Origin of the sequence: Burkholderia sp. b14, from assembly GCF_900156195.1 — a bacterium.
Taxonomy (GTDB): domain Bacteria; phylum Pseudomonadota; class Gammaproteobacteria; order Burkholderiales; family Burkholderiaceae; genus Mycetohabitans.
In genome coordinates this window covers 400,309-413,965 of sequence record NZ_FTPJ01000002.1, presented here as the reverse complement: position 1 = coordinate 413,965, position 13,657 = coordinate 400,309, and the positions used below count along the sequence as shown (strand labels likewise).

Annotated in this window: 15 protein-coding genes and 7 pseudogenes; 8 read left to right on the top strand and 14 right to left on the bottom strand. The window is 59.5% G+C overall.

Annotated elements, in window-relative coordinates:
• Positions 1-13: 13 nt before the first annotated feature.
• From tnpC to B0B13_RS02990, 7 genes and pseudogenes are all read right to left on the bottom strand, one after another.
• A pseudogene (tnpC, locus tag B0B13_RS03015) lies at positions 14-580 on the bottom strand (IS66 family transposase); the annotation flags it as partial.
• On the bottom strand, positions 573-749 hold the full coding sequence (locus B0B13_RS18195; protein ID WP_170872339.1) for a hypothetical protein: 177 nt from the start codon (positions 747-749) through the stop codon (positions 573-575). The gene B0B13_RS18195 and the pseudogene tnpC, both read right to left, overlap by 8 nt.
• Before the next feature lie 63 nt (positions 750-812).
• Positions 813-1,148, bottom strand: a complete 336-nt coding sequence (gene tnpB / locus B0B13_RS03005) for an IS66 family insertion sequence element accessory protein TnpB (RefSeq protein WP_076794283.1) — start codon at positions 1,146-1,148, stop codon at positions 813-815.
• Entirely contained in the window at positions 1,145-1,531 is a 387-nt protein-coding gene (locus B0B13_RS03000; protein ID WP_076794282.1) for a transposase, read from the bottom strand. The genes tnpB and B0B13_RS03000 overlap by 4 nt, the downstream gene beginning before the upstream one ends.
• Positions 1,532-1,741: 210 nt before the next feature.
• Positions 1,742-1,864 carry a hypothetical protein gene (locus tag B0B13_RS19715; RefSeq protein WP_338910013.1) on the bottom strand — a complete coding sequence of 41 codons (123 nt, stop codon included), beginning with the start codon at positions 1,862-1,864 and terminating at the stop codon, positions 1,742-1,744.
• A 219-nt stretch (positions 1,865-2,083) separates the two neighbouring features.
• Positions 2,084-2,335: a pilus assembly protein HicB gene (locus tag B0B13_RS02995; RefSeq protein WP_076794280.1), complete on the bottom strand. Its 252-nt coding sequence runs from the start codon at positions 2,333-2,335 to the stop codon at positions 2,084-2,086.
• Positions 2,332-2,742, bottom strand: a complete 411-nt coding sequence (locus B0B13_RS02990) for a putative toxin-antitoxin system toxin component, PIN family (protein ID WP_286137213.1) — start codon at positions 2,740-2,742, stop codon at positions 2,332-2,334. The genes B0B13_RS02995 and B0B13_RS02990 overlap by 4 nt, the downstream gene beginning before the upstream one ends.
• A gap of 58 nt (positions 2,743-2,800) precedes the next feature.
• Between B0B13_RS02990 and B0B13_RS18995 the strand changes: the two are divergent.
• Positions 2,801-3,046, top strand: a pseudogene (locus B0B13_RS18995) (tyrosine-type recombinase/integrase); the annotation flags it as partial.
• A 445-nt stretch (positions 3,047-3,491) separates the two neighbouring features.
• On the top strand, positions 3,492-3,743 hold the full coding sequence (locus tag B0B13_RS02980; RefSeq protein WP_076794585.1) for a FitA-like ribbon-helix-helix domain-containing protein: 252 nt from the start codon (positions 3,492-3,494) through the stop codon (positions 3,741-3,743).
• A 15-nt stretch (positions 3,744-3,758) separates the two neighbouring features.
• Here B0B13_RS02980 and B0B13_RS02975 read toward each other — a convergent pair.
• Positions 3,759-4,494 (bottom strand): annotated as a pseudogene (locus B0B13_RS02975) (IS5 family transposase).
• Positions 4,495-4,548: 54 nt separating this feature from the next.
• Here B0B13_RS02975 and B0B13_RS02970 point away from each other — a divergent pair.
• The 3 pseudogenes from B0B13_RS02970 to B0B13_RS17610 all read left to right on the top strand — a co-directional run.
• A pseudogene (locus B0B13_RS02970) lies at positions 4,549-4,947 on the top strand (type II toxin-antitoxin system VapC family toxin); the annotation flags it as partial.
• Between the two features lie 444 nt (positions 4,948-5,391).
• Positions 5,392-6,226: pseudogene (locus B0B13_RS02960) on the top strand (integrase core domain-containing protein).
• Between the two features lie 151 nt (positions 6,227-6,377).
• Positions 6,378-6,625 (top strand): annotated as a pseudogene (locus B0B13_RS17610) (integrase core domain-containing protein); the annotation flags it as partial.
• 91 nt (positions 6,626-6,716) lie between these two features.
• On the opposite strand, the gene B0B13_RS02950 reads toward B0B13_RS17610, so the two are convergent.
• On the bottom strand, positions 6,717-7,682 hold the full coding sequence (locus tag B0B13_RS02950) for an alpha/beta fold hydrolase (protein ID WP_076794273.1): 966 nt from the start codon (positions 7,680-7,682) through the stop codon (positions 6,717-6,719).
• Positions 7,683-7,831: 149 nt separating this feature from the next.
• Between B0B13_RS02950 and B0B13_RS02945 the strand changes: the two genes are divergently transcribed.
• Both B0B13_RS02945 and B0B13_RS02940 read left to right on the top strand, forming a co-directional pair.
• Positions 7,832-8,368, top strand: coding sequence for a TetR/AcrR family transcriptional regulator (locus tag B0B13_RS02945; RefSeq protein WP_212667340.1), 537 nt, complete (start codon positions 7,832-7,834; stop codon positions 8,366-8,368).
• Positions 8,369-8,855: 487 nt separating this feature from the next.
• The gene (locus B0B13_RS02940) at positions 8,856-9,836 is read left to right on the top strand and encodes a site-specific integrase (RefSeq protein ID WP_076794269.1); all 981 of its coding nucleotides are present in this window, start codon (positions 8,856-8,858) and stop codon (positions 9,834-9,836) included.
• 602 nt (positions 9,837-10,438) lie between these two features.
• On the opposite strand, the gene B0B13_RS02935 is transcribed toward B0B13_RS02940, so the two are convergent.
• Positions 10,439-10,903 (bottom strand): gamma-glutamylcyclotransferase family protein, encoded by a 465-nt coding sequence (locus B0B13_RS02935; RefSeq protein WP_076794268.1) that lies wholly within the window; start codon positions 10,901-10,903, stop codon positions 10,439-10,441.
• A gap of 15 nt (positions 10,904-10,918) precedes the next feature.
• Positions 10,919-11,413 carry an RraA family protein gene (locus tag B0B13_RS02930; RefSeq protein WP_422393116.1) on the bottom strand — a complete coding sequence of 165 codons (495 nt, stop codon included), beginning with the start codon at positions 11,411-11,413 and terminating at the stop codon, positions 10,919-10,921.
• Between the two features lie 300 nt (positions 11,414-11,713).
• Between B0B13_RS02930 and B0B13_RS02925 the strand changes: the two genes are divergently transcribed.
• The gene (locus B0B13_RS02925) at positions 11,714-12,592 is read left to right on the top strand and encodes an AraC family transcriptional regulator (RefSeq protein WP_076794266.1); all 879 of its coding nucleotides are present in this window, start codon (positions 11,714-11,716) and stop codon (positions 12,590-12,592) included.
• Positions 12,593-12,828: 236 nt separating this feature from the next.
• Here B0B13_RS02925 and B0B13_RS18190 read toward each other — a convergent pair whose 3' ends face one another.
• The 3 genes and pseudogenes from B0B13_RS18190 to B0B13_RS02915 form a co-directional block, all read right to left on the bottom strand.
• Positions 12,829-13,002, bottom strand: a complete 174-nt coding sequence (locus B0B13_RS18190; RefSeq protein ID WP_170872338.1) for a hypothetical protein — start codon at positions 13,000-13,002, stop codon at positions 12,829-12,831.
• Positions 12,950-13,078, bottom strand: a pseudogene (locus B0B13_RS18990) (ModE family transcriptional regulator); the annotation flags it as partial. The gene B0B13_RS18190 and the pseudogene B0B13_RS18990, both read right to left, overlap by 53 nt.
• A gap of 182 nt (positions 13,079-13,260) precedes the next feature.
• Entirely contained in the window at positions 13,261-13,650 is a 390-nt protein-coding gene (locus B0B13_RS02915; protein ID WP_076794263.1) for a DUF488 domain-containing protein, read from the bottom strand.
• Positions 13,651-13,657 lie beyond the last annotated feature (7 nt).

Genomic DNA, 13,657 nt, shown 5'->3' with positions numbered 1-13,657 from the left:
AAATGGCCGTCAATCAAGCTGCGGTGGGCACCCAGCGATGTGGTAGAAGCGAGGCGATGTCGTCGGCTCGATGGGTGGGCAATCGATTGAGCACGTCTTTGAGATAGACGTACGGGTCATGATCATTGAGCTGCGCGGATCGAATCAGGCTCATGATTGCCGCGGCGCGTTGTCCAGCGCGCAACGAACCGGCAAACAACCCGTTCGAGCGACTGATAGCCCAGGGACGAATCTGATTTTCCAGCCAGTTATTGTCGATGGGCACATGCCCATCGATTAGATAACGCGTGAGCGCCTCCCAGCGCTTGAGACTGTAGTCGAGCGCTTTGGCGATCGCCGATCCTTCACTGACCCGTTTGCGCTGAGTGAACATCCACTCATGTAGCGCATCGGCAATGGGCCCAGCGCGCTGCTGACGCACTTCCCCCCTGCGATCAGGCTCAAGTTGTGCAACGTCGCGCTCGACAGCGTAAAGTGCGCCGAAGTATTCCAGCGCCTGTTCAGCGATCTGACTCTTGTGGTTGGCGTGCAACTCAAAGAACTTGCGTCTTGCATGAGCCATGCATCCGATCTCAGTGATGGCCAAATTGCAAGCGCTTGAGCACGGCAATCTCATAGGTAAGTTGGTCAATGCGCCTCTGGCGGTAGCGCAGCTCCCGCTCCTTCTCGCTCACCTGAACCATCAATTGCGCAGCTAGCGTACGCAGTTCGTCAGGGCTTAAAGCGTTGAGGTTAGCCGATAGGTTCATGCGGCCAGTCTGCCAGAACCCACCGCGCTGCGGCAAGCAAGACAGCTTACGGCTTTGGGGATATTACACGACGCTGATCGCGTGATCGTGTGCGAGCGTGTGCCAGGGCAGCCCGGTTACCAGCGCTCGCAACTGTGCCAGATTCAGCGCAGTGGCCATCGCCTGGTTCCCATTCGTCCAGATGAACCGCCCCTTGTTCAGGCGCCGTGCCGCCAGCCAGATACCGAACCCATCATACACGAGCACCTTCATGCGCGTCGAGTCACGGTTGGCAAACAAATAGGCGTGGTGCGGCCGCGCCGCGCCAAACACCTTCACGACACGCGCCAGAATCGTATCGATGCCCGCGCGCATATCGATCGGCTCGGTTGCTAGCCAGATCTCGTCAATGCGCATCATCGCAGCCACCTTTGCAACCACGCCGCGCAATCGGCTGCAGCACAAAGCGGCCAGCGTACCGTCACGCTCGCCGCCCCTCGGCGCACTTCGATCTGAATCACCGTCGAGGCAGGCACCACGCCCGGCGTCTGCCATTGCAGCGGCACGAACTTCGCCGCGGGCACGCTCATCGACTGGCGCGCTTCGCGCGCCGCGTCCTGCTCCTGCTGCGCGGCCACCCACCGACGCAGCAGGTTCGCATTCAACTGGTAATGCAGCGCCACCGCAGCGATCGACACGTTTGGCTGCATCGCCGCACGGACCACCGTCTCCTTGAACTGCTTGCTGTGGCGCCGCCGCCGTGTCGGCTGCACCGCTTCCGAACCCACTTCATTCTCGTTCATAGCGTGCACGTGTCCATTCAAAGAGGAGAATGCGAAGCCTAAACGACTGATGGCAGCCCTGCCGCTGGACAAAACCCAGGAAGAGCCTGTCAGATTTTTAGTGTGCCGGGGGGCATGATCATGGCTGCGCATGCGGGCCAGCATTCGCCGATCGGACCGACGAGCGGGTGCGTGCCTTAACACATTGGCGCGGCATACGGCCAGCTCGCATCAGACGACGCCGGCCTTGATGTGCGCACGGTGTGCGATAACCTTGGACACGTGTCGCTGACCACGACGAACCTGTACTTGCACGAAGAAGGCACGCGGCACCGCGAGACGGTGCGCGGTCATCGGAAAACTGGGGCGACACGGAGCCGGTCAAGCTCCCTGCTCGGCAGCCACAGAGCTGATTGCCAGCGCCCCCTGTCCTTAGAAAATCGCGGCTCACCAGGAGCGGCAGCCGGCACTAAAAAAGGGTTCAGGGGGCTGGTTCAACCTATTCCGTCATCACCTTGAGGAGCTTCGCAAACCTGTACGGGCGCTTCTTCTGTCATACTGTCCAGAGCATGCTTAAACGGACATTTCGTCGCCAGCAGGTGGCGTCTCGGTACCCGCCTTGTCCAGAAAAGGCAATAAGTCTGCTGGATGAGCGTGGCCGGCCCTGCGCCTGAGAAAAGCAGCGGCTGTTTCAACTGCGCCAATCTTTTCCGCAACCGCGACGGCAATCCACTGATTCAATGACACCCCATCTTCACGCGCGAGTTGCTGCGCAGCCGATTTCACTGAAGCGGGAAGCTTAAGTGGATAAGAGGCTTTACTCATGAATGTATCTCCTTCAGTAATTCGCCAGGGCGTGCAACACGCAGACCAAACCGGCCAGCCGCAGGTAAAAAATCCCGGACGTTATAGGTCACAAGCGCATAGGCTCGACCATTGATCGCGGTTTCCAAGACCATTTCATCGCTTGCGTCGCGAAGCTGCGGGCGCCACTGAAACTGAATCTCGACAGGCTCACAAGCACTGGCCAACGCAGCCAGGAAGCGGTCTATGGCTTCCACATCCAATCCTGTCACCAGGCATTGCTCGGGCCGTTTCAACACATCCTCATATTCGAGAAACAGAGCGGGGGTGACCAAAGGCACCACCTTCTGCTGCGCGACGAGTCGCAATAGGGCATTACCTGCGCCGCAAGCACTGCGCAATGCGGTAGCGATTACTGACGTATCCAAAACGATTCTTGGTTGCATATCTTATAAGATATCATATCTTGACGGCCAAGGACATGCCGCTGGTCGTTCCAAGGCCCGCGCCTCGGCGCACTAGCTGCGGCATACGGCCGGCTCGCATCAGGCCGACGCCGGCCTCGATCTGCGCACGGTGCGCGATAACCTCGGGCATGTGTCGCTGACCACTACAAGCGTGTACTTACATGAGGAAGAGGACACGCGGCACCGCCGGACGGTGCGCGGCCATCGGATGAACTGGAGCGACAAAGATCCGGTCGAGCCCCCTGCTCGGGAGCCACAGCGCTAATGGGCCCAGCCAGCGTTTATCTCGCTAACTGAGCGCAAACCGCCCAGGTGACCCATCGCAGACTGGTCTGCCCAAGTGCTTCGCTCGGTCAAGCGAACACCTCGCTCGGTCGCAGATCACTTGCACACGGCGTATCAGTCCAGCTTTCTGACATTACAGCCATGGTGTTAAGTTTCCCCTTGTATTAGCATAATCCGCGCCGCGTCAGCTTGCAAGCTCGCACATGGTCGACGAACAATTCGACCTGCGCCGCGTGCGCGATCATCTGGACCACGCGTCGCTAACCGCCGCGGATTGCCACCTGCACAGCAACGACAGCTGGCGTCATCGAAAGACCAAGCCAAGCACCGAATCAACGGCTAACGTAGCGCATGAGTACGCATAACGCTGATTGCCAAATATGCAATCAATGATTAAATTGCCATCAATGATGACGGAGGCTAACATGGCAAGCATGACCATTCGCAACCTCGATGAAGGGCTTAAGATGCGTTTGCGGGTACAGGCGGCGCAGCACGGTCACTCAATGGAGGAAGAAGCCAGAGATATTCTACGGGCGGCGCTTTTAACTGAATCGGCCAGCCCTCAGCAAAACTTGGCGCAAGCTATCCGGAGCCGTCTACAATCAATTGGCGGCGTTGAACTGGAGTTACCGGCGCGTGAAGCGATTCGGGAACCGGTGGATTGGAACACATGATTATCCTAGAGCGTGTTATGCACTTTGCAAGATAGGCGCGGCATGAACGCGCATGAGCATGGCAAAGACGACGAAATGCAAGCCGACGAGCGTCTCAGGCAAACGCTCGTCGTCGCGAGCGAGTCTTCGCAAGCGCTTGAGCCATCCGAAACTGCGCTCGACAATCTGTCGGCGCGGCAGCAGGATAAAGCCCTTCGTTGCCTCTGGCCGTTTGATACCCTGCAATTCGATGCCTTCATCTTGCGTGGCTTGTGCAGGCTCTTCTCCTATATAACCTTGGTCGGCAAAGGCAAGCTTCACGCTCTGCCCGCTCACAAGCTGCCCCGCTTGTGCCAACATCGGAACTTGCGCGCGCGCTTGCTCATTGACTGGCGTGACATGAACCGCCAGCCAATGCCCGAGCGTATTGACGACCATATGCACTTTGCTTGCCCGTTTACGCTTGTCGCCGCCATAACCTGCGCGTGGGCCACGCTCGCAGCTCGACTGCAACGTCCGCCCGTTCAGAACCACCGCACTGGTCTGAGCTTGCCGACCCTGCGCAACAAACAGCACCGAATGCAAATCCTGAGCCATCGCTTCGAAGCAGTCCGCTCGCAGCGAGCATTGAATTTGCTGATACACCGCCTCCCATGAAGGAAAGTTCGTCGGCAGCATGCGCCACGCAGCGCCCGCGTGAGCTAGCCAACGCAGCAGCGAAGCGCCATTCCTCGTCCGTCACGTCGCTCGGATAGAGTCTGCGCTTCTCCATCTTGATTCGATTCTGAGCTTCACTGAAAGTGCATAACACGCTCTAGACACCAACGTTTTATCCGAAACGCTGCGACCGGTGCCCAACGCAAAAGTGATGACCTGGCTAGCCGAGCAGCGTCGCGTCTCGCTTTTCACCACGACGGTCACGAAAGCGGAAATTTTTTACGGTGTGCGGCTGCTGGCACACGGTGCTCGCAAAGAGGCATTGGCATCAGCCATTAACGCGATCTTTGACGAAGATTTTGCGGGCAGGCTTTTAAGCTTCGACAGTCGTGCAGCAGACATATACGCACAAATTGCCGCGTCACGCAAAAGCGCTGGCATACCCATCAGCCAGTTTGATGTGATGATTGCGGCCATCACACGGTCACAAGGGGCGACGCTGGCGACGCACAATACTAAGGTTTTTGTTGATTGCGATATCCCCATTATTGACCCGTGGAGGGCATGAGGGAACTGGTAATACCGCACATTCGGGGTAGCGGTTCGATGTTGGCCGGCTTTACCATCAGATTGATGATGCTTTGCGCGACCAGCCAGCTGAACTTGTACCTCGTGCGGGCTGCAATGACACGGAGCCGTTGGTTAATGCCTCGCGCACCCGCTCCGGCTCGTAACGATAGGGCAGGACGCATAGCTGCGGTGCGATGACAAGCTCAAAATCCCGCTGGCGTTCGATCAGCGACGCGAAATATTGCGCATTGTCGATACTCAGATCGACCCATCGTGCGTCCCCCCGACATCCGAGCAAGCGCAGATTTGTGTACAAGCATCACCAACGCCGCGCCGCGCGATCCCTCAAGCATGTGACAGTTGAGGTGTGCGATTCACGGACATCGTTTCAACTAAAACGAGGCGATGGATCGAGATCGCCGCGCGATTACATTGGGCGCACATGTATCACGAGACCGGCAACACCGGCCTCGTATGCGCGCGGTGTAGCATCTCCCAACCGACACTTCGCAAATGGCTACGCCGCTATCAGGAAGCCGGCGAAGCAGGTCTGCCATCCCAAAGCCGCCGTCCACACCAAAGTCCAAGCCAGAAAGTGTTTGAGAGTGATCGAGTAACGATCCTCCGACTGCACGCCGAGCACAAAGGCACGCGGCAGATCCAAAATGAGCTGTGATTGCACGAGCCAAAAGAACGATCCCTCGCGCCCGTTCGCAAGATCTTGTGCGAGGCGCGTGTGAAATCATCGATTCGGCCCAAGCGAGCAGCGCAGCCGAAACGTTATAGCCGTCCGGTTCCGGGGGATTGCGTCCAGATGGACACGACGGGGCAGCGAGTTCTTCGCCGAATCAGTGCAGCGGTGCCTGATGAGCAAGTGCATCAAATTCCGACCCCTCCCACCACGCTCGCCACACTTCAGTGGCAAGGTTGAGCATTCGTAACTCACTGACTTGAACGAATGCTGGTCCCGTCATAGTCTGACCGAAGGCGCGATCAAGGAGCAAATTGAACAGTGGCACCTCGACTATAACTGGCGCCGCCCGCACGGATCACGCGGTGGCAAGACGCCCGTCGATCGCATCGCAGAACTGGGCAAACTGACACCTCTCTCGGAAGAGCTAGCCGGTGCCTACGACGAACTGAAAGAGCGCATTCAACACCGCGAATGGCGGCTTGACAAGACTCTTGCTACACATCGCCGGCGCGTGTTGGAATTCGTGGCTCAGATAGAAGATGCAAGTTCCAACACGCCACGAAAACGGCCCTCTAAAAAGTGAAACGATGTCCGTGAATCGCACAGTATGCGCCCTCCTTCATCGCGGCTTACAATGCACGCTTCGCGAAGCCACCGAAGAGCGATTTCGATGCACACCGGCCGCTCCGTTCTGGCGAGAGTCTTGATTTGGCGCTCACGTGGCGCGAGCGGCGGACAATGGCATGGCAGAAAGCTTCGTGAAGACGATGAAGCGCGACTACGTTGCGTTCATGCCGAAGCCTGACGCGGTGAACGCCATTCGCAATCTGGCCGGTTGTTTGAGCATTACAACGAGAAGCACCCGCGCAATGCACTGAAATACCGTTCGTCGCACGCGTTTCGACGTAGGTGCCTCCATGCCGCCGATGACGCCGGCAAAGCGAACGCCGCCGGCATCGATGTCCAGAGGGTGGAAGCTTGAAAAGAACGGTGGCGTCGCGTTAGACCTGGCACTATCGGCTGCTCAAGGATTGGCAGGATTGTGCTGTCGATTCAGGTTCACGGTGGTCTTCTCAACCATAGTTGGCTGCCGTCACGAATCCCGCAAGTTCTTGTCCGTAGCGCACCGGCTCCTCGTAAAAGGGGCTATGTCCGCTCTCGTAGAAGAGCGACAGGCGGCTGTTCGCGTGAATCGACTTGATCCGTTCCGACATCGCCATGCGGACGAGCCGGTCATGGACGCCGTGCGTCAGCAAAATCGGGCCAGAATAGGCTTTAAAGACGGACTCGAAATTAGGCGTCTCCGTCTTGATAAAGCCCTCGTTCACGGCCCGTGCCGTCATGCCGTTGACGACCAGCATGCGCTGCATATCCACTTTTGTCGGCAGCCGGTGGAAGCAGGCAGCGAGGAAGTCGGCCGTGGCCGCGGTTCGTGTGGCGAGATCGTGAGAGGTGGTGGTGTTGGTGAATGCTGCCGCCTCTTCGGTGAGAAGCTCCGGTGACAGGTTGGTGACGGCGTCAACCAGGTTGATGCCGGCAATTGCACCACCGCCATATTTGCGCAGGTACGCACCGACCACGAAGCCGCCGAGCGACCAGCCCACCAGCACCGGTCGGCGAAGTTTGGCGCCGGCAATAACGGCGGCGACGTCATCCGCCCATCGATCGGCTTCGGAATAGGCTTGGAGCGAAACCGGCTTGTCGGAATCACCATGGCCGCGCAGATCGAAGCCGACCATGCGCAAGTGCGTTAGCGCAGGATCGGCGAACTGCTTCTCCCAACTCAGGCGACTCTGACGCAGGCCGTGAATGAACAGGATCTCAGGCGCTTGGCTGTCGCCCTGCGCCTCGCCCCTCAGCATCACGCCATCGGCGGAGCGGACGACGAACGGCTCGCGCACAGGTCCAGCCCTATCCAAAAAGGCACCCGGTTTGTTGGAGAATGCGCTGGTCCCTTGAGGTGTCGCATAGGCGACTTTGGCGGCCAGGGCGGTGAGGCCGGCCATGCCGGCGAGAAAGATACGTCTTGAATGGTTCATGAGAGTCACTCTATGTTGTTTAGTGATTGTTAATTTACTTGCTTGACTTTTTTTGTCAAGGGTTGTTTAGTGTCGCTATGGAACGAGACTCAAAATCGCGCGGCGGGCGGCCTTGGAGCTTCGACCGGGAAAAGGCGATCGACACTGCGATGCGGCTGTTCTGGCGGCATGGCTATGAGGGGGTATCGATCGGCGATCTTACGAAGGAGATTGGGATAGCGCCTCCCAGCCTGTATGCTGCCTTCGGCAGCAAGGCGGAGCTTTATCGGGAAGCTGTTAGCCGCTATGAGGCGACGCTCGGAGGCCTCGATGTGGCGTCCATCAACTCGGCAACGTCGCTGGCGGAGGCGGTGCGAGTATTACTTGAGGGAGCCGTGAGAGCCGTCACCAACCCTCACCTTGAACGAGGCTGTTTGATCTCAAGCGGCATGATCGCGTGTCACCCGGCGCATGTCTCGCTCGCTCGCGACGCGGCCGCGCGGCGTGATGCCATGCGCGAACGGATTGCGCAAACGCTCCAGCCCTTTGCGGGGACGCACGAGGTTCAGCGTTTGGCGCGCTATCTGGCGGCCGTCATGCAGGGCATTTCGATTCAGGCGCGCGACGGTAACAACCCGACGCAGTTGCAAGAGATCGTTGAAGAGGTGGTAGCGGGTGTCGCAGCACGGCTTTCTGAAGATGGGTGACTGTATTGACGGTGCTCGAGGTGCAGCCAAGCCCGGAATCGGCAGAACCAAGCTGGGTTTTGACGCGCCGCAACGAAAGCACATACTCAGCGCTTTTCGTGCCGGCGTTGGAGTTGAGCGGCGCGCTCAAGTAGATAAGTAGATAAAGGAACTGTAATCGTCACGCCGCTGGCTCAACTTGTCCCCGTCCGCGGCAACTGCAACCCACAGCAAGCCGTAGCCGACTGGCATGACTGGCACGATCGCGGGTACTCGTCCTGATTCCTGGGCTTTGAGTTTGACAGTGATGAACCGTCATCATATCTTTTTTCTTGCAGAACAAGACAGATTGGCCGTTTTAAATGTGGTTTGCGTCTTGGCCTGCTCCACAAACTGTGCGGCATTGAGCTTTACCTCGTGTGCGACGTGCTGATCTGTTGCAAGGTGGGTGTGGTTGCGGCATTCTAATTGCGCAGTTAACAGTCATCTTTATGCCCCCCTACCTACCATGACCAAAACTGATTTGTTTGCCGCCCAACAGCGCACCGACTGGGACCGCGCGCCGATTCAATCGTTTGAAGCATGGCTAGCCAGGCAACCCGGACGGCGTACCGGCTCCTCTTTGCAGCCTTCTACGGCCAAGGTCTATCTGGCTCAATGGCGCGCGTTTGTACGCTACCTTAACGCGCGCCACCTCCCTCTGAGCGCAGCGACATCTGACACAATCAACGCTTTTCTAGCCAGCTTGCATCACGAAAACCGCGACCAACGCTTGCGCTACCGCAAACTGATTGAACGCGTGTTCATCGATATCAACGCGTGCACACGGCAACAGGCCAGTATCAATCCCGCTGTCGGCGCGTTGCGCGACAGCCAAGCTACATGGAAGCGTGTTAAAGGTAACCAGGACACCGATTTTCTTTCACCGCAGGAAAGGCAGCACATCATCGACACGCTCTTATCTCCGGTGGCAGACACGTATTACGCGCGCTGGCACAGTTTACGAGACCGCGCGTTAGTCGCGACGTTTCTGGGCGCTGGGTTAAAGGTTTCACAAGCAATTAAACTGACTGTTAACTGCATTAATATTGGGCCAGACCGGCTCATGCATATCACCACGCCAGGCTCACGCTTTTCGCATCAACCTCGGCCCGAGCCGTTTGCGCAGTCGGCGCTGGCGCACTGGTTAGTCGAACGGCACGCCAGTGGTGTGAACAGTCCATGGGTCTTTCCCGGCGCACGGGATGGACGCCCGATGCACGCGGTCACCGCACTGCGCGCCACCGAGGCGATCGTGCGCGCCTGCCGCCTGTCGGCCACGCGGCAGGCGCGCACCAGTCCCCAGACGCTGCGCAATAGTTACATCGCGGCGCTATTTGAGGCTGGACAGACTACGCTGGCGGTCAGCGAAGTGCTCGGCGTGGAGCTAATCACCGCCGAGCGTCTCAAAAAGGCATGGCAGAAGTGGGCGCGAAAAAAATCAGTTTGAAACTAAATCTATGGTTACCCCATTTTTGCAGGTTTTCGATCAAGAGAAGTGCAGCCTCGCACTGCAGTAAGCACTGCGGCGAGCCGAGCGGGCCGAAACCGAAGGGGACGTTACACAGCAGATCGTCAACGGGCGAAAAAGCCGCTAACTCCCCCGTGGCGCCGCGCGCACCAAGGGGGCGGCGGCTTAGCGCACGCGTATAAAGTCACCCCCATATTGCAGCCACATAAGATAAGAGACATTCGAAAGCATGACACGGCAAATCCGTTCTGGACGTTCAGCAGGGCATGCTCCTCATGCTGCGATAGGGTCACCGTATGAGTAAGGACGTGGATATCTTCGTCCTCCAATCTACAATACCTCGGATACGTCAATCCTCACATCAGCGAGGCCGCATCCCTTGATGCGGAACGCCGCCGCGTTCGCCGGTTACGGTGCATGGCGCTCTCGCGCACCAATTCGTCGTAAGCTACGCGATTGATTTTGAAGCCTGGTGCTCCAGTGTGCAGTCCGTTCGTGCGCCACCCGACGCATCTGCTGTCGCCCGAAACGGATGGATGGTGGCAGGGCGGCCGGTACCGCCCGGCATGCACGACTTGCGGTTACGCCGCGTTTTCGGCCACCTTGGACAGCGCAACGTCAGCCTCGCCCGGTTGAGCACCGTGATCGCGCATCCGGCGGTGGACAACCCAGTCGCCGCATTCGATGGGCGTGCGCCCTACCGTCGAAGCGGCATCGACAGGATAGAACTGGCACGGCAACAGCCTACCGTTGAGCTGAACCTGAATCAGGCTGCGCTGAAACTCGCGCGGATGGTGCGGAAATACCTCCTCGATCTTATCCAACACCGGTAATAGCGCCTCGTCGATCTCGAACACGTCGCCGTAGACCTCACCGGCCGCTGTATCGGGTACCAAGCCCGGATACGCGCCAAGGTCGTACAGCGTGCCCTTCACGCTGCCTCGGCCAAGCCAGCGCGGCTGCGCGGTGCCGCTTCGTTGGGCGGCACGGCCAATATCGTTGGCCTCGTTTTCACGCAGTGTTCCGTAGACAAAGACGTTCAGCATAATGGTCTCTCTCGCTCAAGTTAGCTTCGTGGTGGAGATGAGGACGCCATCCGCCTCCCTGCAGATCTCTCCCCGCCGGATCGTGACACTAGGGAACGCGACGGCAACGTCCCATTCGCTGATGCCCCGATTTTTGGCTGCGCTGTGAGTGCACCGCAAACGCGCGAATGCCGACTTCGCATGCGTCCAACTCGCGTGTGTCCCGCACCGTGCCGTAGACAAGGATGCCACCCCAGCCATGTTTCTCGGCGAGCATGCCGAGGTTGCCGCCGACGAGCGCGCAACGCACGCTGCTGCCGCCGCCGACCACCAGCCCCCGCCCCTCGCCTTTTCCTCCAGCGCCGCGCGTACCAGCGTGTTGTCTTCGAACACCTTCAGCGTTGATGCCGGCCCGGCGAACGTGCTCGCCCGCCCGAAGGCGCGGAAGACCGACGCCAGCACATGCAGCATGCCGGTAGCCAAGCTGTCCTCATGGGCGTCGCACAGATCCGGGGTGGCGAACGTTGTCATCGTATCTCCTGGAACAAGAGCGGCCCGATGCCGCTTGCACGCCATGGGCTTTCACCAGCACGGGTGCACGGCCGGGCCGCTCGCCCCCTAGCATAGTGCGCGTGCCGTGACAGTGAAGGCATCCAGGCGGATGAAGCTAAAAAACGGCCGCTCAACGCATGAATCGGCCGACCAGTACCGATGCGTGTCCGCGTATGCTATACGCGGCACCCAGCCACTATCATGACACCGCTTATCAACGAGCCAAATTGCTGCGAAACTGCGCCATTATTTCACTTTGTTTGTGCCATTATCAGTGCCATGCTCTCTGCCGACACCCCGGCCCTGATGATGGCCGATATCCCGCCACATCACGCGCCGACCCGCGATCATCCGATCCGGATCAGGTCTCGGCCCATGCCGGCTGGCCATGGTTTTGCGGGCCATACGCATCCGTGGGCGCAATTGGCTTACTCGTCGCGCGGCGTGTTGCGCATGACTAGTATGAGCACCACCTGGATCGTGCCGCCGTCGCGCGCCGTATATGTGCCGCCGAACGTACCGCATCAGGTCGCTGTCATCGAAGACGCGTTCCTGCGCACGATCTATATTGACGAGTCTGCGTGTCCGGCAGGGCTTAGCGGATGCCAGGTCGTCGAAGTTTCGCCTTTGATGCGCGAGGTGATTGCGGCGCTCGATGCACGCGAGTTGCCCGGGCGGCGTGAAGCGCTGCTGTGCGAGTTGTTGCAGGACGAGATGATGCGCTCCCGGCCATTGCCGCTTGGCGTGCCGCTGCCGACCGAGAAGCGCCTGCGGGGGCTGTGCGAGGCCGTGCTGGCCGATCCCGCGCACGCTCAAACGCTCGAGATGTCGGCCGCACGGGCGGGCGCCAGCGTGCGTACCATTGCGCGGCTGTTCCGGCAGGAACTGGGTATGAGTTTTTCGCAATGGCGGCAGCAGGCGGTGCTAGCGCGCGCAATCCCGTTGCTCAGTCAAGGGTATCCACTCGCGCGCGTGGCCCATGAGTTCGGCTACCAGAGCCAGAGTGCCTTCTCGGCGATGTTTCGTCGCGCATTCGGCGAGAGCCCCCGTGCGTTCTTCACGCGACAGAACGGTGTGCCCGGTGCGCGCGAAGCGCAGGCCTTCGAGCCTGACGAGGTGGCCGGGCCGATCAGCTCGGACTGGCCGCCGGCACCGTAGCCGACAATTTGAAAGGATGCCTAACCTATAGGCGGTGTGCAGAATCAATCCGGCGGTGACGCCGGACTAGCGCAGTCAGGCAATGCGTTCCATCTTGACCATTCCGAAGTCGGCAAGCGGTCTCCCGGCGTTCTGATAGCGGAGCCGCGCATACAGTCTTGTGGCGGGGTTTTCGGTGAACACGCGCAAGCGCAGTATCCGCAGGCGACGCCGGCAAGCCCACGCGTGCACGGTTTCTAGAAAAAACGTGCGCCGCCCGCGCCGCGGGCTTCGGGTGCCAGTTGCAGGTCGCGGATATGCAGTGCGTCCCCTTCGCTGCTGATGTGCAGCACGCCGATGCGTTGGCGGTCCCGTTCGAATTTGCTCGCCAACCGCCGTGAGCACGCAGCCTCCATCCCATTGTCCGCCATGCTCTGAGGCGGTCGCTGGGGACTTCAGCGACTGATTCAGCTCGTCGGGCAGCAGCCATGCGCGCCGATAGGCCATGGCTGGATCATGCGCGCCAGCCTACACGAGGCCCTTGCCGCGGAGCGAGGCGCGGCTGTTGGCGAAGGCTGGGCCATAGACGTTGCGATGTATCCTGCGCGTGAGGTGTCCCGCTTGTGAAGTGGTCCTTATCCGACGTGCCAAGGGCTTGGCCGCGAGCGGATTCGCTGTCGGCCATCGCTTTACATTAGGATCTGCGCGCCGCGTGCCTTCAACAGCTCGCGCAGGATGCTGCGGTGGCAACGGCTTTCGTCCTCGCAATAGCAGCCGATCGAGAAATTTGTCGACTTGGAAAGCGCGGCGAGCACGTCCAGCACCTTGCTAGCGTCACCACTGTTCATGGCGGCACGAAAGCTACGGGCAAACGCGTTCCATTCGGTTTGACTGCGCGCCGATTTCGCCTGCGCCACGCCATCTGCGTCCGGCGACAGGATCGGCAACCACACATCGTAGTAGTTACATCGGGCAAATTCGGCCTTGGGCACGCCGCGTGGCGGCCTGCGCACCGTGCCGATGCGCAGGCCCTCGTCATCGGCGCGTGGCGATCCCAACTGCACGATCCGTATGCTCATCGCTCAC

Bases quoted from the DNA above. Each gene is read 5' to 3' on its own strand.
- B0B13_RS02945 (WP_212667340.1), top strand. From the start codon at position 7,832: ATGCGGCTGTTCTGGCGGCATGGCTATGAGGGGGTATCGATCGGCGAT.
- B0B13_RS02995 (WP_076794280.1), bottom strand. From the start codon at position 2,335: ATGAGTAAAGCCTCTTATCCACTTAAGCTTCCCGCTTCAGTGAAATCG.
- B0B13_RS02935 (WP_076794268.1), bottom strand. From the start codon at position 10,903: ATGCTGAACGTCTTTGTCTACGGAACACTGCGTGAAAACGAGGCCAAC.
- B0B13_RS18195 (WP_170872339.1), bottom strand. From the start codon at position 749: ATGAACCTATCGGCTAACCTCAACGCTTTAAGCCCTGACGAACTGCGT.
- tnpB (WP_076794283.1), bottom strand. From the start codon at position 1,148: ATGATGCGCATTGACGAGATCTGGCTAGCAACCGAGCCGATCGATATG.
- B0B13_RS02980 (WP_076794585.1), top strand. From the start codon at position 3,492: ATGGCAAGCATGACCATTCGCAACCTCGATGAAGGGCTTAAGATGCGT.
- B0B13_RS19715 (WP_338910013.1), bottom strand. From the start codon at position 1,864: ATGACCGCGCACCGTCTCGCGGTGCCGCGTGCCTTCTTCGTGCAAGTA.
- B0B13_RS02930 (WP_422393116.1), bottom strand. From the start codon at position 11,413: ATGACAACGTTCGCCACCCCGGATCTGTGCGACGCCCATGAGGACAGC.
- B0B13_RS02950 (WP_076794273.1), bottom strand. From the start codon at position 7,682: ATGAACCATTCAAGACGTATCTTTCTCGCCGGCATGGCCGGCCTCACC.
- B0B13_RS02925 (WP_076794266.1), top strand. From the start codon at position 11,714: ATGCTCTCTGCCGACACCCCGGCCCTGATGATGGCCGATATCCCGCCA.
- B0B13_RS02940 (WP_076794269.1), top strand. From the start codon at position 8,856: ATGACCAAAACTGATTTGTTTGCCGCCCAACAGCGCACCGACTGGGAC.
- B0B13_RS03000 (WP_076794282.1), bottom strand. From the start codon at position 1,531: ATGAACGAGAATGAAGTGGGTTCGGAAGCGGTGCAGCCGACACGGCGG.
- B0B13_RS18190 (WP_170872338.1), bottom strand. From the start codon at position 13,002: ATGGCGGACAATGGGATGGAGGCTGCGTGCTCACGGCGGTTGGCGAGC.
- B0B13_RS02915 (WP_076794263.1), bottom strand. From the start codon at position 13,650: ATGAGCATACGGATCGTGCAGTTGGGATCGCCACGCGCCGATGACGAG.